Origin of the sequence: Acinetobacter sp. ANC 5600, assembly GCF_002018395.1 — a bacterium.
In the GTDB taxonomy this organism is placed as follows: domain Bacteria; phylum Pseudomonadota; class Gammaproteobacteria; order Pseudomonadales; family Moraxellaceae; genus Acinetobacter; species Acinetobacter amyesii.
In genome coordinates this window covers 107,495-133,529 of sequence record NZ_MVKW01000005.1, presented here as the reverse complement: position 1 = coordinate 133,529, position 26,035 = coordinate 107,495, and the positions used below count along the sequence as shown (strand labels likewise).

The window sequence follows — 26,035 nt, the reverse complement described above, 5'->3', positions numbered from 1 at the left end:
TTATAGTTTAAGCCGTTCGAACGGTATAACGACCATGTAAAATGTAGTAAGCACCAATACATGCAAAGGCAGCAAATGCGCTATACAAATACAATTGTGAGTAACCAATATGGTCGAGCAATTTACCGATAAAGTATGGTCCAAAGCCTAAGCCTGCATCCAAAAATATAAAGAAAGTCGAAGTGGCAAAGCCCATACGTTCAAGCGGTGCACTTTTCACGGCAACTGTTTGGCAGACCGACTGAATATTGCCATAACCGAGTCCAAGTAAGCCGGCACAAAGTAAAAGCATCCATGAACTCTGAGTGATGCTGAGCAGTACCAATGCTACGCCCATAATCACAAAAGCAGGGTAGATCACAATATTTTCACCTTTACGATCCATCAAAGGGCCAGTAAATGGGCGAGAAATTAAAATCGCAATGGCATACATCAAAAAGAAAAACGAGGCTGTTTCAACCAAATCGATTTCTTTGGCATAAAAGTTAATGAAAGACAAAACGCCTGAATAGCAGATTGAAGCGAAAAGCATGATGAATGATATCGGTAATGCTTTAGGCTCTACAAATTGAGCAATCCAACTTGGTTTTTTGACGGCTTCAACAGTATCGAGGGGTTTATTGATTTTGGGTAAATCGGGCACTTGAATCAGCAAGGCAACCAATAGGCAGCTCAATGCGATAATCGTAGAAACGATAAAAATCGCATGATAACCAATATGTAACATCATCCAAATGGCAAGAAATGGCCCAATAGCCGTACCTAACGTACTACTCATGCTGTAGTAGCCAATGCCTTCACCGCGACGTGTCGCTGGTAAGATTTGGGCAATTAAGGTACCCAGCACTGTTGATGCCATACCCATCATAAAGCCATGCATAAAGCGGATGAAAAGCAACATGCCGACGCCAAACTGAATGAAGTAAAAACCAGAAAAGACTAAAAAGCCAATTAAACCAACGATCAGTGTTGTTTTACGACCAAAACGCTCTAGGAACTTACCCACCAATAAACGCCCGACCAAGGTGCCGACAATGAACAAGCCTGAAACTAGACCGGCTTGAGCAGTTGTCGCACCCAATTCAGCCACCGCATAGCCCACGATCACCACAACCAAGAGATAAAAGGTTAAAACCAATTGGAAGTTAATGGCGCTGACTAAAATAAAATTTCGAGTCCAAAGTGGTGCTTTATCTTGCATGATCATCACCTACAGTGCTTTGTTCAAGTTCTTGCATGACACGGTGTAAAATTTGAATGGAGTGTTGGATATCTTGGCTTGCTAATCGCGCGATCAGGCGCTGCTCAAAGGCATCTATGTCTTTTGCACATTGCTGAAATAACTCACGTCCAGTCTCGCTGAGCATCATTTTCTTTTGACGTTTATCGTCCGTTTGCACATGACTCAAAATATCCATCTGTACAAGAATTTTGACTCGCTTTGTGATGGATGGCTTGGATACGTTTAAATATTCAGCCATTTCAATAGATGTACAAGCAGTTTTTTCACGGATGACAAACATGACTTGCCAAAGTGAATAGTTCAAATGATAGGGCAATAAAATCGTGTTGATTTCATCACTCATCAGACGCGCACAGCGCAGAAGTGAAGAGCGGAAACCTAATGTGGAATTCATGATAGTTAACTAGGGTAACTAAATTATCGCAACTTTACGCCTAATTTATTTTCAATTCAAGTGAACAACTCAAAGCATAAAAATCAGGTATAAAAAAAACCTGTGTGCGCACAGGTTTTCTTGCATAACATTTCATTTAAAGCTTATCGTTCAATGCATATCGATGAATTGATACCTTAAACAATACGTGTTTATTCTACAGAAGCTTCTGCAGCTGCAATTGCTGCATCTTCCGCTGAGCTGTCTGCATTTTCTGAAATTTCTACACTTTCACCATCTGCATAAGCAAGTTCTTCACCTTCTGATTCAGCTTGCTCTAAATAAGCCGCAAGTTGTTCATCTGTTAATTCTTCAGGTTCACCTTCAGACATCATTGCTTGTTCTTGTAATTGCGCTTGTTCTAAATTGCTCATCATACTTTGCATATTGAACATCAATGGGATCATGACCAATAAATAAACAATCATCAGGATTAGATACAATGACCCAATAACTTTCTCTGTTTGTTCCGTTGGACGCTTAATACCATATTTATTTTCACCTTCAGTGCCTTTTGCAGCCATCACATAAATGCTAAAGATGGTACCGACGAGAGGGATGAGAAAAATTAAACAGAGCCAACCGCTTTTATTTAGATCATGTAAACGACGAATCGTAATGCAGATCATTGCGACAAACATTGCAACGATGGAAACGACAATCAGTGCGATTGCACTGAGTCCTAAGAATGAATTAAAAAGTGCTTCAATACTACGTTCTGCTGAATTGAAAAATGCAAAAACACCTAGCGCGACGCTGATGCCCAATAGGCAGGTATAAATCATACTAATGATAAATAACCACGCTAAATAGGACAGGCGGCCAAAACGTCCTTCAGGAGACAGTGGATGATCGGCTTTTTGAATTTGAGGCTGAATATTTTGATCTTGTTGAAACGGATTCAATTCGCTTGAAGTAAGTTCAGTCATTATTATTCCAATTTTAATTATCTAATTTATTTTCTATGCCCCAAAGGGCAGCTTTATTGTATAGCGAAGTAAAAAAAGGTCAAATATTAGACATGGCTAAGTCATCAAATATTCCTTAGCCATGCTGTAATGTGGTCTGTTATTTATGTAATTTACGATACTCTTTAGGGCGCATTGGACGACTGGCTTTCCACAAACCTTTCTTTTGTTTACGTGCTTTACTTTGTAAATTCATCATATAGTGCAAATGCTTTTGGTCACGGATGTATTCTTCGTACACCCACGCAGCACCACGTTTTACCATTTCTTCATTCATGCATTTACGATAGCGATAAATGACCCCAACGCAGCGGCCATAACGGTCTACATCAGTGATTTTTACACGAACAAATTTCTTGTAAACCATAGATTTGATCAGGCGTGCAGACTCTTTACCGTAGGCTTGTGTCGATTCTGGCGCATCCACATAAGCAAAGCGAAGTTTGGTTTTAGAACGTCTCAGATTCATCCGATAGCAGGTGAGGGTATCGCCATCACTAATATCGGATACACGGCAGAGGTAAGATTTTCCTTTCTTAAAGGGTTGAAAAAAATCCTTTAAGAAAATGGTGACTTTATAGAGAACATAGACTGTGATCAAGCACAGTACTGCACCTAACGCCATGAGCCAATTCGCGGAGAGATTTGAAAGCATACATAATGATATGAACGAAGTCATATCGCATAAAAACAGGAGTTTAGATTTTATAAGAACTCATGATTTATGGCTGTCGAATAAACCGGCGATCAGTTAAAAATACCTTAAATAATCAGCATTTGATCTATAAATATACAGCAAGTTTCATCACGCAGAATTCAATCTAAACCCATTTAAATAGCCTAAGCAAATATTTTAGAAATTTCGCTTCGCAAAAAGACATGCCGTGAATTTAATTCCAAATCATTATGCCAATACATCCCTAATTTAATTTTCGGCAAGTCTACAGGTACATCAAAAATATTCAGTTCGGGAGCAACCTGTAAATGCGTCAAAATATTTTGCGGAATCGTCAATATCGCCTTGGGCTGCTGTGCCAAAATTTGTAGCGCAGTAGAGTAATGCTGACAGCGTAAAAAAATCTCTCTAGAGTGTTTTTTACGATTTAAATAAATATCTTCAACTAATACACCTGCACGTCGGGAAGAAACCCCAATATGAGGAGCCGAAAGATAAATATGTTCATCCATTTTGGGATGTTGACTACAAACCACGAATTGGTCTTCAACTAAGGTTTGAAAATTAATCTTTTCACCAAAGTTTTGCTCAAGGTCAATCGCAAAATCAATTTGCTGTGCAGCAAGGTCAGCCACAATGGTTTTGCGGTCTAATTTGATACTGGAAAATTGAATCTGAAACTGCTGCTGATGAAAGTGTTCAACTAACTTGGGAAAAATGATCGGTTCAATTTCATCATGTACCGCAATTTTCAAGCTCTGTACCATTGAAGGAGTAAATTGTTGTTTTTGGATAGAAATACTTTGAATCGCAATAAGCGCATTTTTAATTACAGGATAAATCTGCTCGGCAAATGGCGTCGGAAGCATTTTTGCTCCAGCACGTACAAATAAGTCATCTTGTAAATGTTGTCTTAACCGTTGAAGTGCATGACTCGCTGCAGACTGAGTAATACACAAAATTTTTGCAGCTTTTGAAATGCTTTTTTGTTCATAAATTGCGATATACAGCGGATATAAATTGATATCCATACGGTGAAACACACCCATATCGATGACGGTGTTTTTATGAATACTATTCATGTTCATCTATTGAATTAAATCATTTTGTTCATATTAGATTTCCGGTTATGGTGTTGTAAAGCGTAAAGAACATAATATTTAAAGGATGTTGTCATGTTTGAACTTTCAGCACGTGCACAAGATTATATTGAAAGAACAAAAAAATTTATTAAAGATGAAATTGAGCCTGTAGAAACTGAGTTTTGGGCAGAAGTTCATGAGCTGAACCAAGGTGGCGATTGGACCAAATGGCAATGGCCGGCACAGTTAGAGGTCTTAAAAGATAAAGCCAAAGCTGCGGGCTTATGGAATATGTTCTTACCTTGTTCTGAACTTGGGCAAGGCTTATCTGTACAAGAATATGCACACATCGCAGAACTTTCAGGCCGTAGCCTACTTGTACCTACGGTATTCAATTGTAATGCACCTGACAGCGGCAATATGGAAGTGATTTGGCGCTATGGTACTGAAGAACAAAAGCAGCAATGGTTAACACCATTACTGGACGGCAAAATCCGTTCAGTATTTTGTATGACAGAACCTGCTGTTGCTTCAAGTGATGCAACCAATATGGAAGCTACAGCTGTCGTTGAAGGCGATGAAATTGTGTTGAATGGACGTAAATGGTGGTCTTCAGGTTTAGGTGATCCAAATGCCAAAATCATTATTTTTATGGCGCATACACCAGATGAAAGTAAAGATCGTCATCATCAGCATTCTATGGTTTTAGTTCCAGTAGATACGGATGGAGTCAAAATCGAACGTATGCTTCCGGTCTTTGGCGACTACGATGCACCACATGGACATGGTGAAATTAGCTTCACAAATGTTCGTGTTCCTGTTGCAAATTTCATTGGCGGAGCAGGTCAAGGTTTTGAAATTGCACAAGGTCGTTTAGGCCCAGGCCGTATTCATCACTGTATGCGTTGTATTGGTGCTGCTGAGAAATCGCTAGAATTGATGATTGACCGCGGTATGAGCCGCACTGCGTTTGGTAAAGAAATTTTAAAACTCGGTGGCAATTTAGAACGCGTAGCAGAAGCGCGTGTTGCAATCGATCAAGCACGTTTACTGACCCTTTATGCAGCATATAAAATGGATACTCTAGGGAATATGGCTGCATTAACCGAGATTTCTGCAATTAAAGTGGTCGCGCCGAGTGTCTTAGAAAAAGTTGTCGATATGGCGATTCAAATTCACGGCGGTGCTGGAGTTTCTCGAGATACACCGCTCACAGGTTTCTTTGCGCAAGCACGTTCACTGCGTCTAGCTGATGGCCCTGATGAAGTGCATAAAGGCATGATTGCCAAATTAGAGTTGGCTAAGCGCGGTTACAGCAGTCGCCGTAAAAAATAAACAAGTTGTAGTCACATATTTGGCATGGCAACCCCGAATTGTCCATGCTATAAAACTATAGAAAATTATATTTTTATCATCATGATAGATTCAAGTTTAGGAAGAAAAGCATGTCAGTGATCGATGTAGGCGGTTCAGTTCGTGAGGGTGAAGAACTGGATGTACGTGCTGTAGGAAATTGGTTGATTGAACATGGCGTTGAAATAGAAGGGCCTGTAGAAGTCACTCAATATTCAGGTGGCGCATCAAATTGGACTTATCGCTTAAAATACGACAATGCTGATTTAATCTTACGTCGTCCACCGAAAGGCACCAAAGCCAAGTCTGCACATGATATGGCACGTGAGTATAACGTTCAGAAGGCATTATCTGAATTTTATCCTGTACTCCCTGAGATGGTGGCACTATGTCAGGACGAATCAGTGATTGGCTGTGATTTCTATGTAATGAAACGCGTAGAAGGTATCATTCCACGTGCAAACTTACCCAAAGAAATTAATTTTGATGAAACTCAAGTTCGAGCGTTGTGTACCAACGTCATCGATAAGTTAATTGAACTGCATCAAGTGCCTTATGAAGGCACCGCTTTAGAAAAAATAGGTAAGGGCGACGGATACTGTCGTCGTCAAGTGGAAGGTTGGGACGCGCGTTATGAAAAAGCCAAAACCTTAAATGTTCCTTCTTTTAAATATGTCCGTAATTGGCTCAAAGACAATATTCCTGCTGACTCTAAAACCTGTGTAATTCATAACGATTGGCGTTTTGATAACGTGATATTAGATCCAAATGATCCTACCCAAGTGATTGGCGTATTGGATTGGGAAATGGCAACGCTTGGTGATCCATTGATGGACTTAGGCTCAGCTTTGGCGTATTGGGTTGAAAGTGGCGATAACGCAATTTTTAAAGCCACACGCCGTCAGCCGACCAACTTGAAAGGAATGTTTAGCCGTAAAGAAGTCGTTGAATATTACTTAGAAAAAACTGGTCTTCAAACGGACAATTGGACCTTTTATGAAGTGTTCGGTATTTTCCGTTTAGCGGTAATTGCACAGCAAATTTATTATCGCTTTTACCACAAACAAACCAATAATCCGGCATTTAAAGATTTTTGGATTGTGATCCATGCTTTACATATTCGTGCCTTAAAACTTATCGGTTTGCAAAAACTTGAAGCCAATGATGTGGCACAAAAATATATTGAAAAAATGAAGGATATTTTAGGGAAATGACCACGATATATTTAATTCGGCACGGTCAGGCTTCTTTTGGTGCAGAAAGCTATGACAAGCTTTCTCCCAATGGTGAGCTACAGGCTAAGGTGCTGGGACAGTATTTCGACCGTATTTTAAAAGAAAGTCCTTATGTGGTTGCGGGCTCAATGCAACGTCATCAACAAACAGCCAATCTTGCATTGGCTGAATGCTTTCCAGAAGCACAAGTTGATACAGATAACGCGTGGAATGAATTTAATCATCAGCAAGTTTTTGCTCAATATGAACCTCGATTTAACCAGCCGCATTTATTAAAAGAAGATGTATCGAAGCATGAAAACCCGCGTGCTTATTTATCTAAAATTTTTGAAGGTGCCATTGAACGTTGGACAGGCGGAGAATTTCATCATGAATATGATGAATCTTGGCCACATTTTAAAAGTCGAGTCGAAACAGCGCTAGAAAAGTTATGCACTCAACTGGCTGAAACCAAACCGCGTTATGCCGTTGTGTTTAGTTCAGGTGGAGTGATCTCCGTTGCAGTCGGTAAAATTTTAGGGCTGAGTCCTGAAAAAACATTTGCACTTAATTGGGCCATTGCCAATACCAGTATGACAACACTGCGTTTGGTTGGAAATGAACCGCAATTACTCAGTTTAAATGAACACCATTTTATAAAAGCAGTTGATCCAAATTTATTGACTTGGATCTAAGATAAACAAAGGAATTATCATGGCTAAAACAATTTTAATTACAGGTGCAAGCTCAGGGATTGGTGCAGGAATGGCACGCGAGTTTGCACAAAAAGGCTACAACTTAGCCATTTGTGCACGTCGTTTAGAGCGTCTAGAAACGCTAAAAAATGAACTGGAAAGCCAATATGGCATCAAAGTGATTGCGAAAACCCTCGATGTCACAAATTACGATCAAGTGTTTGAAGTGTTCCGTGCCTTTAAAGCAGATTTTGGCAGTATTGACCGTGTTATTGTTAATGCAGGTGTTGGCGAAGGCCGTCGTATTGGTAAAGGTAATTTTGAAATTAACCGTGCCACAGTTGAAACCAACTTTATCTCTGCTTTGGCGCAATGCGAAGCTGCGGTTGAAATTTTCCGTAGCCAAAATGCAGGGCATTTGGTGGTGATTTCGTCGATGAGTGCTATGCGTGGTATGCCTAAACATTTAACGGCTTATGGTGCAAGTAAAGCAGGTGTTGCTGCTCTAGCTGAAGGTATTCGTGCAGAGCTGATTGATACCCCAATTAAAGTGACGACTATTTTCCCTGGTTATATTCGTACGGAGATCAATGAAGGTGCGAAAAAACTACCATTTGAAGTCGATGAAAAAACTGGTTCACATCTTTTAGCAAAAGCCATTGAGAAAGCACCAGTTAAAGCTTATGTACCACAATGGCCGTGGTTGCCTTTAGGTCTTGCGATGAAAGTATTGCCGTTGAAGATCGTGAATAAATTGGGTTAAACCTTTATGCAATAATAAAGCTCCAATTTTGGGGCTTTATTATTCTCAAATGATATTCGTCATCCTCTGTAGGTTAAAAAGGAATACATAAAACCTGTGATGAAAAGACATAAAAAGCAGCCGATTTTGCAAAGAAAAAATGGAGTAAATACTCAGATTATTTATAAATAAGATATTGAAAATAAATAAAATGTTGAATATTTGAACAGACGATGATTTGTTCTCAAAATAGCGATTTCCTTTTTTTTAATTTGCTTTAATGTACAACTGTTCATTAATTTTTAGGTTTGTACTATGTCTATGTCTTCCGATATGACAGATCAACAGCGAATTAACAAAGTCAGAACTGTCGTAACGAAAGCTGGTGAAGACTTACGTCAGCAATATCCCATTTTAAAACATCAAAACTTTATAGGCGCAGCCATCCTTATTTTTGCGCTACTAGGAATGTTGGGTTCAGCTTGGGCGTTTGCTGTTGGCATTTTACCGGCATGGGCTTGTGTGATTTTGGTGGCGATGTTTGCTTCACTGACACATGAATTAGAACATGACCTGATTCATTATATGTACTTTAAAAAGACGCCGTGGGCTCACCATCTCATGTTGGCTTTGGTGTGGTTAGCACGTCCCAATACCATTAGTCCTTGGGCACGTCGTCGTTTGCATCTCAACCACCATAAATATTCAGGTTCAGAATACGATTTGGAAGAACGGGGCATTAGTAATGGCATGCCGTGGGGTTTACGTCGTCTATTGGTCATTAGCGATCAATTGATGACGGTTTATTTGCGCCCATTTCAAATGTTCAAGATGATTAGGACATTCATTGAAAAACAGCCTGAAAAAGAACGTAAAACTGCATTCTTCTCTCAGCTGACTGGTTTTTTTCCTTTAAGTTTTGTTTATTACGGCATTTGGTATGTATTTGTCATTTATCATGTGGTGAATGGAATTGCTCCGATGTTAGGGCAAAGTATTAGTTGGTCAGTCAATTTAGTGAAATTAATTCCAACGATTAATTTTTTAGCTGTGATTTGGATTATTCCGAACTTTATACGTTCTTTCTGCTTACAATTTATCAGCTCAAATATGCATTATTATGGTGATATTGACCCACGCGATGTCATTAAACAAACTCAGGTGTTAAATCCGTGGTGGTTGTTCCCAATGCAATTATTTTGCTTTAACTTTGGTTCGACCCATGCCATCCACCATTTTGTGGTCAAAGAGCCGTTTTATATTCGTCATCTAACCGCAAAAACTGCACACCAAGTCATGCGTGAGGTTGGTGTACGTTTCAATGATTTTGGAACCTTTAAACGCATAAATCGCTGGAATTAAATCAGTAATAGCTTCAAAAAAAGCCCTCAATTGAGGGCTTTTTTATGATCTAAACGTTTATAAATTACTTGTGTGCAAAAAAATGCTTGAGCGCATCTTGCAAGGCAACTTGCCATACCGCGTAGGAATGTCCGCCGATATATGATTGGTAATGCACATCATGACCTTTATTTTTTAAATCGGCTGCAACAATAGGTGAAGTCTCTAAAATACTCAGTTCATTATTATTTCGAGAGCTTTCATAACTATTGGCAGTAATAAACCAATGCTGTTTAGGTTGCGAGGTTTTATCACGAATGATTTTACTCATGCCATTTGGGAGGTCTGTCGCTTCATTTTGCCACCAAAATGATCCAGATAACGGTACGACGTGACTAATTTGATTTGGATTTTCTAAGGCTAAATAAGCTGAACTTAAACCGCCAAGGCTTGACCCGAGTAATACCGTTTTTTTCGAATCGACTTTTGCAGGTGCATTTTTTTGAATCCAAGGTATCAGTTCATCACTAAAAAATGCTGAAAATTTTGCATTTGGTGTTAATTCTTTAGGTCGTTCCTGATCGTTCGGTGGAGAAACAAATATGGCTTGAATTGGCGGTAACTGACTTTGCTCAACTAATATATCTAATGCCTTTGGCACATTCAGCAACTCGTTGTATTGCTGACCATCAAAAAATATAGAGGTGATATAGCTTTGATTTTTCTTAGCTTTAGATTGGTAAATTTGGATTTTACGTGAGTTATTCAAAATTTTGCTGTCTAGAACAAACTCTTGTAATTGGGGCTGTTTCACATTTGGATATTGTTTTGGATCAATAAAAGGCGGGGCATCTTTAAGCGCCACTAAATTTTCATTACGCAAGCCTGATGTGTCATCACTTGCGAGATAAGCGTTTTTGTTGAAAGGATCAATGCGTTGTACTTGTATCACAGCACGACGCTGCGTTCTTGATTCTTTAAGTTTAGGATTCAGATGCGGACAATAATTTGACAGATAACCTTCTAAGTTCGGTAAGTCGACAGCAAAGCTATAACTGCCAATATAACGATGATCAATAATCGATTCTTTAAACCAAATATCGGTATTTGGTAGGCGTGTTAACCATTCATGGTCATTACTCGGGCCACCAATAAGACGTACATTATGCTGCGCACCTTTCCATAAAAAAATTATACGGTCATGTTTTTCATCATAGTTTTCAATGATTGGTGTACCTATAAGCTCTACACGCTTCCAAAAATCTTCAAGAATTTGAGCATGTTGTTTTGGATTTTGATTTAACTGATGTTGTAGGTTTAATAATATTTGGCTTTGCGCTTTGACATCTTCACATGCAGCAGCATAAGGGAAATGTTTTTTTTCTGTTGTATCGGTTAAAGCGGGTAAGTTTTGAGTTTGGGCAAAAGCAGAAGAAACAGCAAAGCTCATAGAACAAGCCAAAAAAAGTAGGGAAAGTTTTTTCATTGAAATAATAAAATAGGTAGAATGAAATCAGATAAATGATAATCATTATTAATATGAAAAACTAGCAATATGCCGCAGAATGGTGCTTTTAAAAAAGAAAATGTAGAAAAATAACAATAGAGTCAATGCTTTGTTTTTTAAAAATAATTAAAATAATGCAGTCGACAAGCTCTCAATCATTGCTAAATATTATGCTACTCAAAGTATCAACACTGCTGCTGTTACCTGCATTATTATCCAAGGTTACCGTGTGAAAAAAAATACCCCACGTTTAGCAGAACCGGTGGGAGAGTGCTGTGGAATGATTGGTCAGGGTAATCGGCCATTATCGGTATTGATCCTTGGTGACTCAGCGGCAGCAGGTGTCGGCGTCGAGCATCAGTCGGATGCGTTATTGGGACAATTGCTTAAAATTTTATCGCCTGATTATCAAGTTCACTTTTGCCTTGAAGCCACAACGGGACATAACAGCCAGCAAATCATCAATGCTTTGGACAATGTCACAACGCAGAACTTTGATGTCGTGATCAGCTCTGTTGGTGTCAATGATGTCACAGCATTAAAACAACCAGACCAGTGGTTGAAGCTCCAGCAGCGCTTATATCAAGCTGTCGAGGAAAAGTTTCAACCACAGCTATTGATCATTTCAGGTGTGCCACCAATGGATGCGTTTCCAGCTTTACCGTTTCCATTGTCATGGCTGTTTGGACAATATTCACAGCAGATGAATGCGCTGTTAAAAATTTATGTTAATACTCAAGCGAATATGCGATTAATTGAATACGATTTACACGAGTATCGTGAGAAAAATTTACAAATGGCACAAGATGGCTTTCACCCGAGTAAAGAAATTTATCAGTTATGGGCTGAAAAAATAGCGAAACATATCACTGAACAATTTTCATAGATAATATATGATTCAATCACTTGGTGAAGTTACATCTATATGAGTAAAGATATTTCAGACGTGAATCCGCAAATCGAAACGCATCCTTTAGCGCCATTTTTGCCAGCAAATGGGAAACTCTTGATGCTAGGGAGTTTTCCGCCACCTAAAACACGCTGGAAGATGGATTTTTATTATCCAAATTTCCAAAATGACATGTGGAAAATCTTTGGCTTATGTTTTTTTCAGGATAAAAATCATTTTCTCAATCTTGATAGCAAGACTTTTAAAGAACAGCGCATTCGAGATTTTTTAAATGAAAAGGGTATAGGCATTTTTGATACGGCCTATCAAGTGATTCGTTTGAAAGGCAATGCATCAGACAAGTTTTTACAGATCTATCAGCCAACCGACATTGCGAAGCTGCTTACACAGATGCCGAATTGCCACAGTATTATGACGACGGGAGACAAGGCGACTGATACTTTGATGCTCTCGATGCCAGAAAATACTGAAAAACCACACATTGGGCATGCTGTTCGTACCGAATTTGCAGGCAGAGATTTGACTTTATACCGTATGCCGTCATCATCTAGAGCTTATCCACTAGCATTGGAAAAAAAAGCCGAAGCCTACCAAAGCTTATTTAAAGATATAGGCTTCCTTTAAGTAAGTTTTCGAATTTATGAAATGCCTTGAATAAAATTTCTTATTTAAACAGGCAAACATTCAATGATTAAAACGTGGCATCTTAATAATGGATAAACATCAACTCCTTAGCCATCATATTCAACATAATCCCAAAGGTTTAATCGCGCTTTAATTTCTTTGCGAATATTTGGCAGCATAGGCAGTAAAGTGCCATCGATCCATAAACTCAGTGTTTGGGACGAAACTTTTTTGTTTGCATCATCTACAATTTGCGCGCCTTTCACGATCACCAAAGTTTCTTCGCTAGCAGCAGTTTCAATGCCTTTAAATAAAAGCTGTAATTCATGACCTGTATCTTGGATTAACCATTCCAACTCAATTTGGATATTGTGATTAGATTTAAGCACAGCTTGGCCTTCAATCATGTCATTGTCAGATAAGCAGTCATGCTCAACCCGAACTTTCGACAAAAACCATTCTTGATGTCCAAGTTCAGGAAGTGTCGTAAAAGGCGTTAAAATATCACTTAAATTAAATTGGCGGCTTAAATCAAAAAATTGCATTAGAAAACTTTAGGAGGAGATAAAACAAAATAAGAGGTGGATGTTAAAGCATCATCAAGTGTGAGTAAAACCTTTGCTTTTATTGAGATATTTTATGTATAAATAGCATTCAATCTATCTAAATTAAGTCTAAGAAAATGAATTGCGAAAATAATGTTCACATAAATGATGTGCACAGCCCCATAGACTTAAAAGATCCAATCGAAGCTAAACAATGGGCTGCTGAAGTCAATCTTAAACGTCCGTGGCGTTATGACATCTTTCAAATGTATGTTGACTCTATTTTGGCTTTCAACACGATTGCCTGAGTACTTGAACTGGGTTTAGACCCAGACTATTTGGCTGAGTTTTTAATCAATCATTGTCCAAATATAGATTACACAGCATTTGATTTTTCCGAAGCTATGCATGACTTGGCAAAAGGAAAACTAAGTGCAGCGCAACGCTTAAAATGTAATTTTATAAAAGAGGATTTCAAACAATCTAATTGGGAAGAATCTATTTATTTCAATCAGAACAGCTGCTTTGATGTGATTATTATTCATCAGGCCTTACATGAATTGAGACATAAGGCGTATGCAGCAGAGTTTCATCGGACTGTAAAAACGTTGTTAAATACACAAGGCGTGTATTTTGTATGTGATCATTTATATGCACCACATGCGCAGCAAAATCATGAGTTGTATATGTCAGTTGAGGAACATTTACCCGCGCTTAAAGCAGCTAATTATGGTCAAGTGGAATGTCTTGGTGAAGTCAATGGTTTGGTTGTTTTCAAAAGCCAGCACTCATATGAACGAGACTGACCAAGAGCATTATTGAGTTGCTTGAAACTGCTTAAATCGTTCCTATTAGATCTTATCGATGAGAAAAACTTAACCAATTAGCAGTACATTGTCATTACATCATCCATTCAATGGGGAGGTATGACACTGCTTTTATACTAAATCGTTGGAATCGAGTTGTTTCAGGTTCATGGGTATAGGTTTTGATTTTTCCATTTTTTTGTTGCTCTAACCAAATGATTTCGCCTTTTTCATCTAGTTTTAATTCATATGCAATTTGCGGTAAATACTGGTTTAATGCCGCCGAAATATCGTTTTGTAATCGATCAGATTTAACGACAAGGCCAACTTCCGAATTTAAATTTGCGGAACGTGGATCAAAGTTAAATGATCCAATAAACACCATTCCGTCGATATCGAAAAATTTTGCATGCAAACTAGAGGCATTTTTGCCTTTTGCAGGGATGATATTTCCAGTTATGACCTCATACCATGTGCGTTTTGAACGCTCTATATAAGGTTTAAATTCATATAGTTTCACGCCATTTTCGAGTAAGTCTTTGCGATATTTTTGATAAAACGCATGAACGACAGCGACGTCATTGGCTAAAAATGAATTGGTTAACACACGGACTTCTACATTTTTACCTGCAAGACCCGTTAGAAAGTCAGTTCCTTGTTGCGTGGGAACAAAATAAGCTGAAACCAATTCCATGCGTTCCTTGGGCTGTCCCATCAAGGTCGAAAATTGGTTATAAATTAATTCTTGCTCTTTAGCCTCACCACGAATTTTATTCGGACTATCCGCAATGAAATGTGCTTCGGCCCAATTCACCGGTCTTAGTTTAAGCTGAGCCGCCAGTTGTTGCTGTGCATAGTTAATGCGCTGTTGATCTTTAGTCAACGTTGTAGAGTTTTCTTGGTACGTTTGTCTTAATTGATTTAAGTCTTCTTTTGTACCTGCACCAATCCATTGCTGAACAGAATAACTTAAATCATCATTCCAAAAGTTCAAAAACACTTGCTTGGCTTGTTGAATGGCTTCCCCATAGAAAAGGATATCCAAATCTGTAAATTGAAAACTTTCACTGGCATCAAAATATTCATTACTGATGTTACGACCACCAGTTACGCCTATAAAACCATCGGCAACAATTAATTTATTATGCATACGATGGTTAATATGCTTTAAGCGAAATGCATAATCAATGACACGTAATTTTCTGAATTTATAGGGATTAAACAGTTTGATTGAAATGTTGGGATGAGCTGAAAGGGATTGTAAGGTCGGATCGAGTTTCGTCCCGTTTTGATCATCAATTAGTAGCCTGACTTTTACCCCACGGTCAGCGGCATGCAGTAATTCTTGAAACATCAGATGCCCAATAGCATCATTTTCCCAAATATAATATTGCAAATCGATGGTGTATTTTGCATTTCGAATCAAATGTAGGCGAGAAGCAATGCTTAAGAAGGCATCATCTAATGCTAAATAAGCCGTTTGTTTTTGTTCTAATTTTTCTAAATCCATAGCAGACGTAATCCATTTTTCTGCATGTGATTGTATAGGGACATCTTTTTTTGACTGATTGCTAGGTAAGCTGCATCCAGTTAATAGGCTGATGGAAACAGTTAAACCGACAGTACAACTTATTTCACGTAATTGTATCATTCGAATAGCATTAATCATTCCTTGAAAAATTCATCATAACATCATGTTTTAAGGTTGTATCTAGGCTTAAAAAGAGGTTACTGTAACTCATCTGTTAATATAAGCCATACAGGATGTTTTTAGACATGAAATCACGTGCAGCCGTTGCTTTTGGACCGGGTCAGCCTTTAGAAATTGTTGAAATTGATGTGGCACCACCTAAAGCAGGTGAGGTTTTAGTCAAAATTAGCCATACAGGTGTGTGTCATACAGATGCATTTACATTGTCGGGTGATGATCCTGAAGGCGTATTTCCAGCAATTTTAGGGCATGAAGGTGCAGGTGTTGTGGTAGAAGTCGGTGAAGGTGTGACTTCAGTGCAACCAGGTGATCATGTTATTCCACTTTATACCGCAGAATGTGGTGAATGTTTATTCTGTAAATCGGGTAAAACGAATCTTTGTGTATCTGTACGAGCAACACAAGGGAAAGGTTTAATGCCGGATGGTACAACACGTTTTTCTTATAATGGTCAGCCGATTTATCACTATATGGGCTGTTCAACATTCTCTGAATATACTGTGGTTGCAGAAGTGTCTTTGGCAAAAATTAACCCTGAAGCGAACCATGAGCATGTGTGTTTGTTGGGGTGCGGCGTAACAACAGGCCTTGGTGCAGTTAAAAATACCGCTAAAGTTCAGGAAGGTGATTCAGTTGCAGTCTTTGGTTTAGGTGGAATTGGTTTGGCTGTGGTACAAGGTGCTAAAAAAGCTAAAGCAGGTCGTATCATTGCGGTAGATACCAATCCTGACAAATTCAAATTGGCTGAAGAATTTGGCGCTACAGATTTTGTTAATCCAAAAGATTATGATCGTCCAGTTCAAGAAGTGATTGTAGAAATGACGGGTTGGGGCGTCGACCATTCATTTGAATGTATTGGCAATACCAATGTGATGCGCTCTGCTTTGGAATGTGCTCACCGTGGTTGGGGTCAATCTGTGATTATTGGTGTGGCAGGTGCAGGTCAAGAAATTTCAACCCGTCCATTCCAATTGGTTACTGGTCGTACTTGGAAAGGCACTGCTTTCGGTGGTGTTAAAGGTCGTTCACAATTACCGGGTATGGTAGAAGAAGCCATGTCAGGCGAGATTAAACTTGAACCATTCGTGACCCACACCATGGGGCTAGATAAAATCAATGAAGCTTTTGATTTAATGCATGAAGGTAAATCAATTCGCTCTGTTGTACATTTTGAAGATTAAGCATTGATGTAAATATTAATACGTTAATTTTCACTGTTTTAAAACTAGGCTTTGGCCTAGTTTTTTTTTGTGTCGTTATAACAAATCAAAACTTCAAATTAGGATTTGCAAAAAGTGACAGATTGTTAGACATAAAATGATAAAAAATGCCAAATGATAGATTTTGTCCCGAATTCACATGGTGGGAAATTAGCACTAAACATAAGGTAAGCATAATTTAAAAACAAATGTATATTAATGCATTATCCGAGGCAAAAAATGACAACTACAAGTTACAAGCCTGAGTGGATTCGGGAAGATTTTATTGATTTTATTGCAGAAAAATTTGATGCAATTTGGGCCTACAAACGTGTAAAAGCACAATTGGTTAAATCACGTTGTGTGGGAATCGGGTTTTATGAACTGAGTTTTTTAGCGAATCACAACTTTAAAGTAGCAAACTATCGACCAGGCCAATGTGTTCTGGTGACAGTGGTCAAAGATGGTGTACGTCATCAACGTAGCTATAGCATCGTCGAAATCAATACATCAGGTCATGTGGTGATTGCAGTTAAACAGCAAGGCAACGTGTCCAATTGCCTGACGCAATTAAAAACAGGTGATGTTGTTGAATTATCGCAACCGCAAGGTGAGTTTGGCCTAAAGCTAAATTCGGATCGACCAATTTTACTGCTTGCTTCAGGTAGTGGCATTACCTCAATCATGGCTTTGTTTAAACAAGCGATTAAGCTTGAACGTGTGGTTGACCTGATTTATTTCAATCGAGATGATGCGTATTTGGATGAATTGATTCAACTAGCGAAGCAATCAAACCATGCACACTTACATGCGATTAATACGCTGAAAACTAAATTACATATCTCACCAGAGGTGCTAAACCACATGGTCCCCGATTTTAAGCAGCGAGATTGCTATGCCTGTGGTGCAGCGCCAACGATGCAAAGCATTGAGCAACTGTATCGTGAGTTTAAGCTTTCAGAATATTTAAATACTGAATATTTTCAGATGATTGCTGATGATTCAGTGCGTGCTCAACCTGTCACTTTTAGTTTAGCCCAACAAGATTTTTTAGCAGAAGGTAACTTACTTGAAAGTGCTGAAAAAGCCGGTTTAAAACCTGCGCATGGTTGTCGGATGGGTATTTGTAATACTTGTTCGTGTACGAAATTGCAGGGTTCAGTGAAAAACTTACTTACTGGCGAAATCGATCATGCGAATAACACACAAATCAAATTATGTGTCTCTCAGGCAATTTCACCTGTACGTATTCAACTCTAACCCAAGCCGCATAAAAACAAATCAGGGGCATTAACATGAATCAATCGATATATATTCGTCCGAATAGTAAGTCACGTTATTTATCTCCAGAACAAACTGCTGAATTTGGCGAAAAAGTTGAGCAAATTCGCCGTGAAATCATGCAGAGTGTAGGTGAAAAAGATGCAGCGTATATTTATAAAATTCGCAATTTTGTCCGTTATAGCGAGATCGCATCTCGTGGCATGTTGATGTTTGTAGGTTGGATTCCACCAGTTTGGTTAATGGGTACGGGTTTATTGGGTATTTCTAAAATCGTAGAGAACATGGAACTCGGTCATAATGTGATGCATGGTCAGTTTGATTGGTTAAATGACCCGAGTTTAAATGGTGCTAATTATGATTGGGATACCATTGCCACAGGTCAAGACTGGAAATATACCCATAACTATGTGCATCATACCTATACCAATATTGTCGGTATGGACCATGATGTCGGCTATGGCTTAATCCGTGTAAGTGAATCGCAAAAGTGGGAGCCACGTTTCCTTTTTAATATTCCACTGGCTGCCCAACTCATGGTTTTCTTTGAGTGGTATGTCGGCATTCAACGTTTACATTTAGAAGATGTTATTGCGTATAAAACCAAAAATTGGAAAGATGTATGGCATGAAGCGGCCGATGTACGTCAGAAAATTAAGCGCCAAGTGATTAAAGATTATGTATTTTTCCCGCTTATTGCAGGTCCCCAATGCGATTCCGGTATTTGCAGGAAATGCGGTAGCCAACGTGATTCGTAGTTTATGGGCTTCCGCTGTCATCTTTAATGGTCATTTTACTGAAGATGCGGAAAACTTCGAGATGGACAATACTGAAAATGAAACTCGAGCAGAGTGGTATCTCCGTCAAATTCGTGGCTCAAGTAATTTTAGTGGAACACAATGGTTGCATATACTCAGTGGTAATTTGAGTCACCAAATTGAACACCATTTATTCCCAGATATGCCTGCAAACCGCTATGCAGAAGCCGCACCTAAAATTAAAGCACTCTGTGAGGAATATGGTATTCACTACAACGAAGCCAGTTTTATCAAACAGTTTGCCAGCGTTTGGGTTCGACTCGCGAAATGTTCAGTGCCAAATGACTGGAGAGCCGAGCTCAAGGAACGCTCAGCATCACTTCAGCAGCGCCTAAAACAAAAAATCATAAAGAAAATCGGGCATTAAAACACAGTATCGAATGGATGATTTTTAAAGCTGTAAATTCGCCAAAGTAGCGTTCATCTACTTTGGCTTTTTAGACATATCTAGCGAGCAAGAGTTATTCAACTAATTGCACGCTATTCTGAATGCCACAAGATTCTACAAAATATGCATCATGTGAAACGAGGATCACCGCACCTGTATAATGCTGAATAGCTTGAGCCAATAACATTCTAGACTCTATATCTAAGTGATTTTCAGGTTCATCTAACAATAAAAGCTCAATATTCGGTGTTAAATAATTTAAGCCCAACAAGGTCACTTTTAAACGCTCACCACCACTTAAACAGTGAAATGGCAGTTCCGCTTTTTGACCACGGATTCTAAGTTGACCGAGTTGATTACGCCATTCCGTTGACGAAACCTCAGGATTAAACTTTGCCAAATTGTCCAAAACACTCAGTTCTGGTGATAAATCACTCAAGTTTTGGTCTAAATACAGGGTATGCACAGACAAAAACGTTTCATGGCTAGACTGTGATGTGGTCTGACTCAAATACTTTAGAAATGTAGATTTACCAATACCATTTTTTCCTTTTAAATGAATTTTTTCACCTGCCTGTAAGGCCAAGTCGAAAGGCTGGTGCTGAGATGTTTTGCGATGAAAATGTTTAACTCTTAAGATTTCTCCTGTTTTTTCAGCGTGATGTTGAAAAACGAATAGCTGCTCTTTGACATGCTCAAGTTGTTGCTGTGACTGAATCAGTTGAGATCTCTTTTCTTCCAATTGCTTCTGCTGTTGCGTTTGAACTGAAGCGAGGCTTTGACCGGCTTGTTCCTTTTTAAAATCGAGTAACACTTTGGCTTGGGTGCTTGACTTGCGTAGGACACGCCCTTGTTGTTCTCGTTTTTGCGCTTTCATCTGTGTTTCGTGTTGTTGTAATTTGAGTTGTTTTAACTCACGCTGCTGCTGTAAAGCATTACGCTGTAAGGCTTTATTTTGCAGATCATTTTGTTGAACGTAGTCTTCATAGCTTCCAGTAACATGACTGAGTCCAAACTCATTTAAAGCATAGATATGCTCTACATGTTGCAGCAATTCTCGATCATGACTGACGACGAATGCACCCGCAGGATGGTTTTTTAAGCGATCGATGAGCCATAAGCGTGAGGATGCATCTAAATGGTTACTTGGTTCATCCAAAAGTAAATAATGGTCGGTTTTTAAAAATAATGCACACAAAGCCAATTTGGTTTTTTGACCTTCACTCAGCTGAGCGACTGGGAAATTTAAATCTGTCGGAAGTGACGCCTGCTTAAGTTGTTGCGGCCAAAGTGTAGGACGGTGCCACTGGTTTTCAGTCAGTTCAAAGTCTTCAAAACTGGCATTGCCTATTTCGATACGTTGAAATGCGTCATATAAATCTTCCACACCTAGTGCAGAAGCAATCGTGTCAGCTTCTAGTCGAGAAAATTGTGATAAATAGGCATGTGGTACATTCCATGAAATTTCACCTTCATAGGGGAGATCTTTCAGATTTTGCGCATGTAAGATTTTAAGGATGCAGGATTTTCCTAAACCATTGCGACCAACACATGCCGAAAGTTGTTGTTGATTGAGGTTAAATTTCAGGTTTTTAAAAAGTGTTTTGGATGGAAATTCCAAGCTAAATTTGGAAATTGTACAAGCCGTTTGAGTCATAGATGCACCTTGCGATAGCAAAGATGCGCAATACAAATAACTAATTTTATTCTATAAAAAAGACAATATTTGAGAAAATGCAGTCGAAGTCATTAGCCATGTGTTTGCACATCAAAAAATGGATTTGATGATGAAAAAAACAGGGCTTACTTCATTGGCAAATACTCGAATTAAAAATAAATGGAAAAAGCTTTAGACAGCCTAATGTTGTGCAGTCTAATAAATGTTTATTTATTAATCAATACATCAAATTTTAAAAATAGGTCGCAATAATTGACAGCAGCGTTATTTAATACAACAAAATAGCAAAAAACTATTGTCAAACCGATGAATACAGCGTATTTTAATTTTCAGACAGATACTTTTTGATGAAATCAAGATGTTAAAGCAACCCTTAATCTCAAACGCATATTATTACTTCTGGCAGTTTAGATAATTGCCTGAACGCGTTCGGGCATGAAAAAGGTTGCCCACCAAGTTTATACCTGATCGGCAACCCTGATCAGGTTTTTTTATGTCTTGATTTTTATAATATTTTTGGAGAAATCTCATGTTTACAGTAAATAATTCATATTTTAGCAACGGTTATTGGTTTTACTTTAGTCATTCTATGTCTAAAGCCTTGAAGTCCCAAAGTCCCATAACGCTCAGATAAAAGATCGGACTGTTTATACGTACAGTCCAAAGGAATAGAACCAATGAATGCGCTAAATACAGCTTTACAAAAAACTCAAAATTCAGAAATTCAGAAATCTACACGGCCAAAAGAAACGCTTTTGAGCTTGCCACATCAACTGAAACAACAATTACCTTTATCAGTTCATGCTGCAGAACAAATTGCTGCACATCGTGCAACTATTCAAAATATTTTGACGGGTCAAGACCCGCGTCTAATGATTATTACAGGTCCATGTTCAATCCATGATCCGATTGCTGCGTTGGAATATGCTGAAAAATTAAAACAATTACAGGCACAGGTTTCAGATCAAATTTTTCTTGTGATGCGTGCATACATTGAGAAACCACGTACTACAGTGGGCTGGAAAGGCTATATGTATGACCCAAGTTTAGATGGTTCATCTAATATGCAGTTGGGCTTAGAAAAATCACGTGAGCTGTACTTACAAATTATTGAAATGGGTTTGCCAATTGCCTCTGAAATTTTAAGCCCAATGGCGACGGGTTATTTTGATGACCTTTTGGCTTGGGGTGCAATCGGTGCGCGTACCAGCGAATCACAAATTCATCGTGAAATCTCAAGTCATATGCCATACAGCATCGGTTTCAAAAATGGAACAGATGGATCAATCCAAATTGCACTAGATGCCATTCAATCTGCTTCGCATCCACACCAGTTCTTAGGTATGAGCCAAGCCGGCTTACCGTGTATTTTAGAATCCGTTGGCAACCTGCAAGCACATTTGATTTTACGTGGTTCTAATACAGGTCCAAATTATAGTTTGGCTGAAATAGACAAAATTCGCAGCAAAGTAAAAGGCGATTTACCGGCTTTAGTCATCGATTGTAGTCATGGCAATAGCCATAAAGACCCAATGAAGCAACCTGAAGTATTACGCACAATTGTTGCGGAGCGTGAGCATACCCAAGTGCGTGGTGTGATGTTAGAAAGTCATTTAGTGGATGGTAATCAAAAAATTAGTTGTGAAATGACTTATGGTCAATCTGTAACAGATGGATGCTTAGGTTGGGACAAAACCATTGATTTGATTCAACAGGTTGCGAATGAACTTCGTGCATCACAAATCAAACGTAGTGCTTAACAATCCAGAGCATACTCAGTCTGAATTAATGTAGCCCAAAGCCTTAGAATATTGATTGTTCTAAGGCTTTTATTTTGAAAAATCCTTTGTTGCTTACTTCAATATAAAAATTGAAATATGGCCTATATTTTAAAATATATACTGATAATTCAGTATTTTATGTTTGAGTGAATCAAATTTTTTATGCACAATAATGTCTAAGCCCAATACAGCGCCTGAAATAATGACAATCTGTGCTTGGGTGTTTGAAATTTTATATTGGGGAAGTTGATGTACACTGCTGAATTGCTGGAAGAAGCACGCCGTTTTATGTTCCACATGTTAACCAAAGTGGTTGAATATGGTGGTTCTGATTTATTTATTACGGCAGATTTTCCACCAAGTATTAAACATCAAGGCATGATGAAACCCTTTGGGCAGCAAGAGCTTGATGCTGAGAAAACAAAGCTTTTCGCCTATAGTCTGATGAATGAGAAGCAGCGCAAAGAGTTTGAAACAGAATTAGAATGTAACTTTGCGATTAGTGTGCCAAACGTTTCGCGTTTTCGTGTTAATGTATTTCAGCAACAGTTACATGTAGGTATGGTCATTCGTACCATTACCGCAGAAATTCCAAATTTTGAAAAGCTTAAATTACCGGCTTCGCTTAAGCACGTGATTATGGAAAAACGTGGTTTGGTTTTAGTGGTTGGTGGTACAGGTTCAGGGAAATCAACCTCTTTAGCGGCGCTGATTGATTATCGAAATGAAAATAGTGCAGGCCATATCATCACTGTTGAAGACCCAGTGGAATATGTTCATAAACATAAAAAATCCATGATTACGCATCGTGAAGTTGGTGTAGATAGTCATTCGTGGCATAACGCCTTAAAAAATACCCTGCGACAAGCACCAGATGTGATTTTAATCGGTGAAATTCGAGACACCGAGACGATGGAACATGCGATTGCCTTTGCTGAAACTGGGCATTTATGTTTAGGTACGCTACATTCAAATAACGCCAATCAAACCCTAGATCGGATCATTAACTTCTTCCCAGAGGAACGAAGAAATCAATTGCTTATAGATTTATCGAGCAATATGAAAGCGATTGTTTCGCAGCGTTTAATCCAGACTAAAGATGGTAAAGGACGCCGTGCAGCCGTTGAAATCATGTTAAACACGCCGCTTATTTCAGATTTGATTTTGAAAGGTGAGTTTCATGAATTAAAAGCGATCATGGCTAAATCTCGTGAACTTGGGATGCAAACTTTCGACCAAGCTTTATTTGATTTATATAATGACGGCGCAATTTCTTATGAAGAGGCCTTAAGAAATGCCGATTCAACCAATGAATTACGTTTGCAAATTAAACTGAAAAGTTCACGTGCAAATGGTACTTCATCGGCTGCGCAATCGTTTAGTATGGTTGAAGAAAAGAAAGAAGAACCTGAAAGTACCGAAGCTTCTGAAGAAATATAAGCTGCATATTCATGCAAATAGTATATAAGCCAATTCAGCCATCATATTGAAATAAAAAATCAGCCTCAGGGCTGATTTTTTTAGATATTAGAAATATTTACAGACCAGCTTCATATTGTTCGCTGGTCAATAAAGCATCTACATCAGCCATATTGTCTGGTTTAATTTTATAAATCCAACCTTTGCTATAAGGCGCATCGTTTACAAAATCTGGATCATCTTCAAGGTCTGGATTGACTTCAACAACCACACCAGAAACCGGTGCATGAATATCAGAAGCGGTTTTTACCGACTCAACCACACCCGCTTGTTCGCCAGCAGTGATATGTTGACCAACATCTGGTGCTTCAACATAAACTAAATCACCCAATGCGTCTTGTGCATGATCAGAAATGCCTGTAACAACAAGGTCACCTTCAATTCGCACCCATTCATGTGTACTTGCGTACTTTAAATCTGAAGGATGATTCATTGATAACTCCTTAAATCCATTAAATTCATTTTTGGCATGAGTTATACATGCTTTTTACTTAAAACAAAAGACTTATAAGTACGGATCTTTACGCCAATTGCTTGGGCTACGACCACTCCAACGCTTAAAAGCACGGCTAAAATTGGCGACATCGCTATAGCCCAATTCATCAGCAATTTGCTCTAAGGTAAAATCAGTTCGTGACAGGAGCGAAGTAGCATGACGGTAGCGAACTTCGTCGACCAATGTTGAAAATGAAGTCCCTTCGGCAGCAAGTTGGCGTTTAAGGGTTCGATCGGACATGTGTAGCCGTTCAGCAACACTTTCGATACTTAAATAGTGCTGTTCGGAGTTGGTTAAAATGTCACGAACGCGCATGGCAATACGGTGACGTTCGCCCAAAGCTGAGAGTTCAGCTTCACATTGGTTAATCGCAATTTGACTAGCAATCGGGTCTGCATGGACCAATTTATTGGTTAAATATTGCTTATCAAAACTAAGTAAGAGATGTGGCTGATCAAATCTAAATTGGTGCCTTGGATATTTGGCAATAAACCGCTCAAAACCTTCAGGTTGAGGAAAATCAAAATCAATTTCACCAGCAGAATAATCCACACCGGTAATTGCTTTGCCCATGCTGATCATGCCAAAAATTAAGGCAATTGAAATTTCGGTACGTAAAGGCTCAATCGTAACGTCGGTTTGTAGTTGAACAGTAGCTTTGGTTCCAAATGTCGAGAAAAAAAGCTGTAAAAAGGGCATGCGTAACTGAATAAAACGGTTTGCCAAGACTAAGGCATCGGTTATGTCCTTCGCCGTCATGATGGCATAGCCAATAAAACCATGAATCGAGATGCGCATTTGGTTGCCTAAATGAAAACCTAATGTTGGCTCACCAGTTAAACGTAGTGCGTGCTCTACCAATTGATTGGCGATGGGTGTTGGAATACGGAAATCTGGTTCAGCCAATTGTTCGCTGTTTAATCCGAAGGGACTAAATAATGTCTCTGCAGTGTAGCCCCATCGAGAGACCACATCTAAAAGGAGCAATCCATATACTCCGGGAATACCCTGATCCTGACGGGAATTAATTGTTTTCATAGCGTTCCGTTGCAATGCGGGTTTTTC

General features: G+C 38.8%; 23 protein-coding genes and 2 pseudogenes. 14 read left to right on the top strand and 11 right to left on the bottom strand.

All coding sequences use genetic code 11. The features are described 5' to 3' along the window. Positions 1-7: 7 nt before the first annotated feature. The 5 genes from B1201_RS12515 to B1201_RS12495 form a co-directional block, all read right to left on the bottom strand. Positions 8-1,207 carry an MFS transporter gene (locus tag B1201_RS12515; protein ID WP_171263797.1) on the bottom strand — a complete coding sequence of 400 codons (1,200 nt, stop codon included), beginning with the start codon at positions 1,205-1,207 and terminating at the stop codon, positions 8-10. Continuing rightward, positions 1,191-1,637, bottom strand: coding sequence for a MarR family winged helix-turn-helix transcriptional regulator (locus tag B1201_RS12510; protein WP_171263796.1), 447 nt, complete (start codon positions 1,635-1,637; stop codon positions 1,191-1,193). Before B1201_RS12510 ends, B1201_RS12515 begins: the two co-directional genes overlap by 17 nt. A gap of 191 nt (positions 1,638-1,828) precedes the next feature. Next, on the bottom strand, positions 1,829-2,605 hold the full coding sequence (locus B1201_RS12505; RefSeq protein WP_078193825.1) for a DUF805 domain-containing protein: 777 nt from the start codon (positions 2,603-2,605) through the stop codon (positions 1,829-1,831). Positions 2,606-2,744: 139 nt separating this feature from the next. Next, positions 2,745-3,299: a thermonuclease family protein gene (locus B1201_RS12500; RefSeq protein ID WP_078193824.1), complete on the bottom strand. Its 555-nt coding sequence runs from the start codon at positions 3,297-3,299 to the stop codon at positions 2,745-2,747. 185 nt (positions 3,300-3,484) lie between these two features. Next, complete coding sequence (locus tag B1201_RS12495) at positions 3,485-4,402, bottom strand: LysR family transcriptional regulator (protein WP_078193823.1); 918 nt, start codon at positions 4,400-4,402, stop codon at positions 3,485-3,487. 93 nt (positions 4,403-4,495) lie between these two features. On the opposite strand from B1201_RS12495, the gene B1201_RS12490 reads away from it, so the two are divergent. The 5 genes from B1201_RS12490 (at position 4,496) to B1201_RS12470 (ending at position 9,768) form a co-directional block, all read left to right on the top strand. Continuing rightward, complete coding sequence (locus tag B1201_RS12490; protein ID WP_078193822.1) at positions 4,496-5,737, top strand: acyl-CoA dehydrogenase family protein; 1,242 nt, start codon at positions 4,496-4,498, stop codon at positions 5,735-5,737. Between the two features lie 110 nt (positions 5,738-5,847). Beyond that, positions 5,848-6,969, top strand: coding sequence for a phosphotransferase family protein (locus tag B1201_RS12485; protein WP_078193821.1), 1,122 nt, complete (start codon positions 5,848-5,850; stop codon positions 6,967-6,969). Next, entirely contained in the window at positions 6,966-7,664 is a 699-nt protein-coding gene (locus B1201_RS12480; RefSeq protein ID WP_078193820.1) for a histidine phosphatase family protein, read from the top strand. Before B1201_RS12485 ends, B1201_RS12480 begins: the two co-directional genes overlap by 4 nt. A 19-nt stretch (positions 7,665-7,683) precedes the next feature. Next, on the top strand, positions 7,684-8,427 hold the full coding sequence (locus B1201_RS12475; protein ID WP_078193819.1) for an SDR family oxidoreductase: 744 nt from the start codon (positions 7,684-7,686) through the stop codon (positions 8,425-8,427). Between the two features lie 294 nt (positions 8,428-8,721). Beyond that, positions 8,722-9,768, top strand: coding sequence for a fatty acid desaturase (locus tag B1201_RS12470; protein WP_078193818.1), 1,047 nt, complete (start codon positions 8,722-8,724; stop codon positions 9,766-9,768). A 64-nt stretch (positions 9,769-9,832) separates the two neighbouring features. Here the strand turns inward: B1201_RS12470 and B1201_RS12465 are convergent, their stop codons facing one another. Then, positions 9,833-11,197 (bottom strand): alpha/beta hydrolase-fold protein, encoded by a 1,365-nt coding sequence (locus B1201_RS12465; RefSeq protein WP_078193817.1) that lies wholly within the window; start codon positions 11,195-11,197, stop codon positions 9,833-9,835. A 227-nt stretch (positions 11,198-11,424) separates the two neighbouring features. Between B1201_RS12465 and B1201_RS12460 the strand changes: the two are divergent. Both B1201_RS12460 and B1201_RS12455 read left to right on the top strand, forming a co-directional pair. After that, a pseudogene (locus B1201_RS12460) lies at positions 11,425-12,140 on the top strand (SGNH/GDSL hydrolase family protein). A gap of 39 nt (positions 12,141-12,179) precedes the next feature. After that, on the top strand, positions 12,180-12,788 hold the full coding sequence (locus B1201_RS12455) for a uracil-DNA glycosylase family protein (protein ID WP_078193816.1): 609 nt from the start codon (positions 12,180-12,182) through the stop codon (positions 12,786-12,788). A 107-nt stretch (positions 12,789-12,895) separates the two neighbouring features. Here B1201_RS12455 and B1201_RS12450 read toward each other — a convergent pair whose 3' ends face one another. Further along, entirely contained in the window at positions 12,896-13,333 is a 438-nt protein-coding gene (locus tag B1201_RS12450; RefSeq protein WP_078193815.1) for a hypothetical protein, read from the bottom strand. Positions 13,334-13,503: 170 nt separating this feature from the next. Here B1201_RS12450 and B1201_RS17265 point away from each other — a divergent pair, with 170 nt between their 5' ends. Both B1201_RS17265 and B1201_RS12445 read left to right on the top strand, forming a co-directional pair. Continuing rightward, complete coding sequence (locus B1201_RS17265) at positions 13,504-13,641, top strand: hypothetical protein (RefSeq protein WP_322853441.1); 138 nt, start codon at positions 13,504-13,506, stop codon at positions 13,639-13,641. Positions 13,642-13,650: 9 nt separating this feature from the next. Beyond that, positions 13,651-14,139: a class I SAM-dependent methyltransferase gene (locus B1201_RS12445; RefSeq protein WP_322853442.1), complete on the top strand. Its 489-nt coding sequence runs from the start codon at positions 13,651-13,653 to the stop codon at positions 14,137-14,139. A gap of 94 nt (positions 14,140-14,233) precedes the next feature. Here B1201_RS12445 and B1201_RS12440 read toward each other — a convergent pair whose 3' ends face one another. Then, complete coding sequence (locus B1201_RS12440; protein ID WP_078193886.1) at positions 14,234-15,790, bottom strand: phospholipase D family protein; 1,557 nt, start codon at positions 15,788-15,790, stop codon at positions 14,234-14,236. Between the two features lie 125 nt (positions 15,791-15,915). On the opposite strand from B1201_RS12440, the gene B1201_RS12435 reads away from it, so the two are divergent. The 3 genes and pseudogenes from B1201_RS12435 (at position 15,916) to B1201_RS12425 (ending at position 19,515) form a co-directional block, all read left to right on the top strand. Then, positions 15,916-17,031, top strand: a complete 1,116-nt coding sequence (locus B1201_RS12435) for an S-(hydroxymethyl)glutathione dehydrogenase/class III alcohol dehydrogenase (protein ID WP_078193885.1) — start codon at positions 15,916-15,918, stop codon at positions 17,029-17,031. A gap of 258 nt (positions 17,032-17,289) precedes the next feature. Then, positions 17,290-18,309 carry a flavin reductase family protein gene (locus B1201_RS12430; RefSeq protein ID WP_078193814.1) on the top strand — a complete coding sequence of 340 codons (1,020 nt, stop codon included), beginning with the start codon at positions 17,290-17,292 and terminating at the stop codon, positions 18,307-18,309. 35 nt (positions 18,310-18,344) lie between these two features. Next, positions 18,345-19,515: pseudogene (locus B1201_RS12425) on the top strand (fatty acid desaturase family protein). 94 nt (positions 19,516-19,609) lie between these two features. Here the strand turns inward: B1201_RS12425 and B1201_RS12420 are convergent. Then, a complete protein-coding gene (locus B1201_RS12420; protein WP_078193813.1) occupies positions 19,610-21,193 on the bottom strand; it encodes an ATP-binding cassette domain-containing protein in 1,584 nt (527 codons plus the stop codon). Between the two features lie 698 nt (positions 21,194-21,891). Here B1201_RS12420 and B1201_RS12415 point away from each other — a divergent pair. Both B1201_RS12415 and B1201_RS12410 read left to right on the top strand, forming a co-directional pair. Beyond that, complete coding sequence (locus B1201_RS12415; RefSeq protein WP_078193812.1) at positions 21,892-22,974, top strand: 3-deoxy-7-phosphoheptulonate synthase; 1,083 nt, start codon at positions 21,892-21,894, stop codon at positions 22,972-22,974. 270 nt (positions 22,975-23,244) lie between these two features. Next, positions 23,245-24,435, top strand: a complete 1,191-nt coding sequence (locus B1201_RS12410; RefSeq protein ID WP_078193811.1) for a PilT/PilU family type 4a pilus ATPase — start codon at positions 23,245-23,247, stop codon at positions 24,433-24,435. 97 nt (positions 24,436-24,532) lie between these two features. Here B1201_RS12410 and gcvH read toward each other — a convergent pair whose 3' ends face one another. Both gcvH and B1201_RS12400 read right to left on the bottom strand, forming a co-directional pair. Further along, positions 24,533-24,907: a glycine cleavage system protein GcvH gene (gene gcvH, locus B1201_RS12405; RefSeq protein ID WP_078193810.1), complete on the bottom strand. Its 375-nt coding sequence runs from the start codon at positions 24,905-24,907 to the stop codon at positions 24,533-24,535. A 72-nt stretch (positions 24,908-24,979) separates the two neighbouring features. Further along, positions 24,980-26,008 carry an AraC family transcriptional regulator gene (locus B1201_RS12400; protein ID WP_078190954.1) on the bottom strand — a complete coding sequence of 343 codons (1,029 nt, stop codon included), beginning with the start codon at positions 26,006-26,008 and terminating at the stop codon, positions 24,980-24,982. Positions 26,009-26,035: the final 27 nt, after the last annotated feature.

Coding starts and splice junctions, on each gene's coding strand:
- B1201_RS12495 (WP_078193823.1), bottom strand. CDS start 4,402: ATGAATAGTATTCATAAAAACACCGTCATCGATATGGGTGTGTTTCAC.
- B1201_RS12440 (WP_078193886.1), bottom strand. CDS start 15,790: ATGATACAATTACGTGAAATAAGTTGTACTGTCGGTTTAACTGTTTCC.
- B1201_RS12515 (WP_171263797.1), bottom strand. CDS start 1,207: ATGATCATGCAAGATAAAGCACCACTTTGGACTCGAAATTTTATTTTA.
- B1201_RS12400 (WP_078190954.1), bottom strand. CDS start 26,008: ATGAAAACAATTAATTCCCGTCAGGATCAGGGTATTCCCGGAGTATAT.
- B1201_RS12410 (WP_078193811.1), top strand. CDS start 23,245: ATGTACACTGCTGAATTGCTGGAAGAAGCACGCCGTTTTATGTTCCAC.
- B1201_RS12435 (WP_078193885.1), top strand. CDS start 15,916: ATGAAATCACGTGCAGCCGTTGCTTTTGGACCGGGTCAGCCTTTAGAA.
- B1201_RS12420 (WP_078193813.1), bottom strand. CDS start 21,193: ATGACTCAAACGGCTTGTACAATTTCCAAATTTAGCTTGGAATTTCCA.
- B1201_RS12505 (WP_078193825.1), bottom strand. CDS start 2,605: ATGACTGAACTTACTTCAAGCGAATTGAATCCGTTTCAACAAGATCAA.
- gcvH (WP_078193810.1), bottom strand. CDS start 24,907: ATGAATCATCCTTCAGATTTAAAGTACGCAAGTACACATGAATGGGTG.
- B1201_RS12480 (WP_078193820.1), top strand. CDS start 6,966: ATGACCACGATATATTTAATTCGGCACGGTCAGGCTTCTTTTGGTGCA.
- B1201_RS12415 (WP_078193812.1), top strand. CDS start 21,892: ATGAATGCGCTAAATACAGCTTTACAAAAAACTCAAAATTCAGAAATT.
- B1201_RS12450 (WP_078193815.1), bottom strand. CDS start 13,333: ATGCAATTTTTTGATTTAAGCCGCCAATTTAATTTAAGTGATATTTTA.
- B1201_RS12455 (WP_078193816.1), top strand. CDS start 12,180: ATGAGTAAAGATATTTCAGACGTGAATCCGCAAATCGAAACGCATCCT.
- B1201_RS12510 (WP_171263796.1), bottom strand. CDS start 1,637: ATGAATTCCACATTAGGTTTCCGCTCTTCACTTCTGCGCTGTGCGCGT.
- B1201_RS12485 (WP_078193821.1), top strand. CDS start 5,848: ATGTCAGTGATCGATGTAGGCGGTTCAGTTCGTGAGGGTGAAGAACTG.
- B1201_RS12430 (WP_078193814.1), top strand. CDS start 17,290: ATGACAACTACAAGTTACAAGCCTGAGTGGATTCGGGAAGATTTTATT.
- B1201_RS12500 (WP_078193824.1), bottom strand. CDS start 3,299: ATGCTTTCAAATCTCTCCGCGAATTGGCTCATGGCGTTAGGTGCAGTA.
- B1201_RS12465 (WP_078193817.1), bottom strand. CDS start 11,197: ATGAGCTTTGCTGTTTCTTCTGCTTTTGCCCAAACTCAAAACTTACCC.
- B1201_RS12475 (WP_078193819.1), top strand. CDS start 7,684: ATGGCTAAAACAATTTTAATTACAGGTGCAAGCTCAGGGATTGGTGCA.
- B1201_RS12470 (WP_078193818.1), top strand. CDS start 8,722: ATGTCTATGTCTTCCGATATGACAGATCAACAGCGAATTAACAAAGTC.
- B1201_RS12490 (WP_078193822.1), top strand. CDS start 4,496: ATGTTTGAACTTTCAGCACGTGCACAAGATTATATTGAAAGAACAAAA.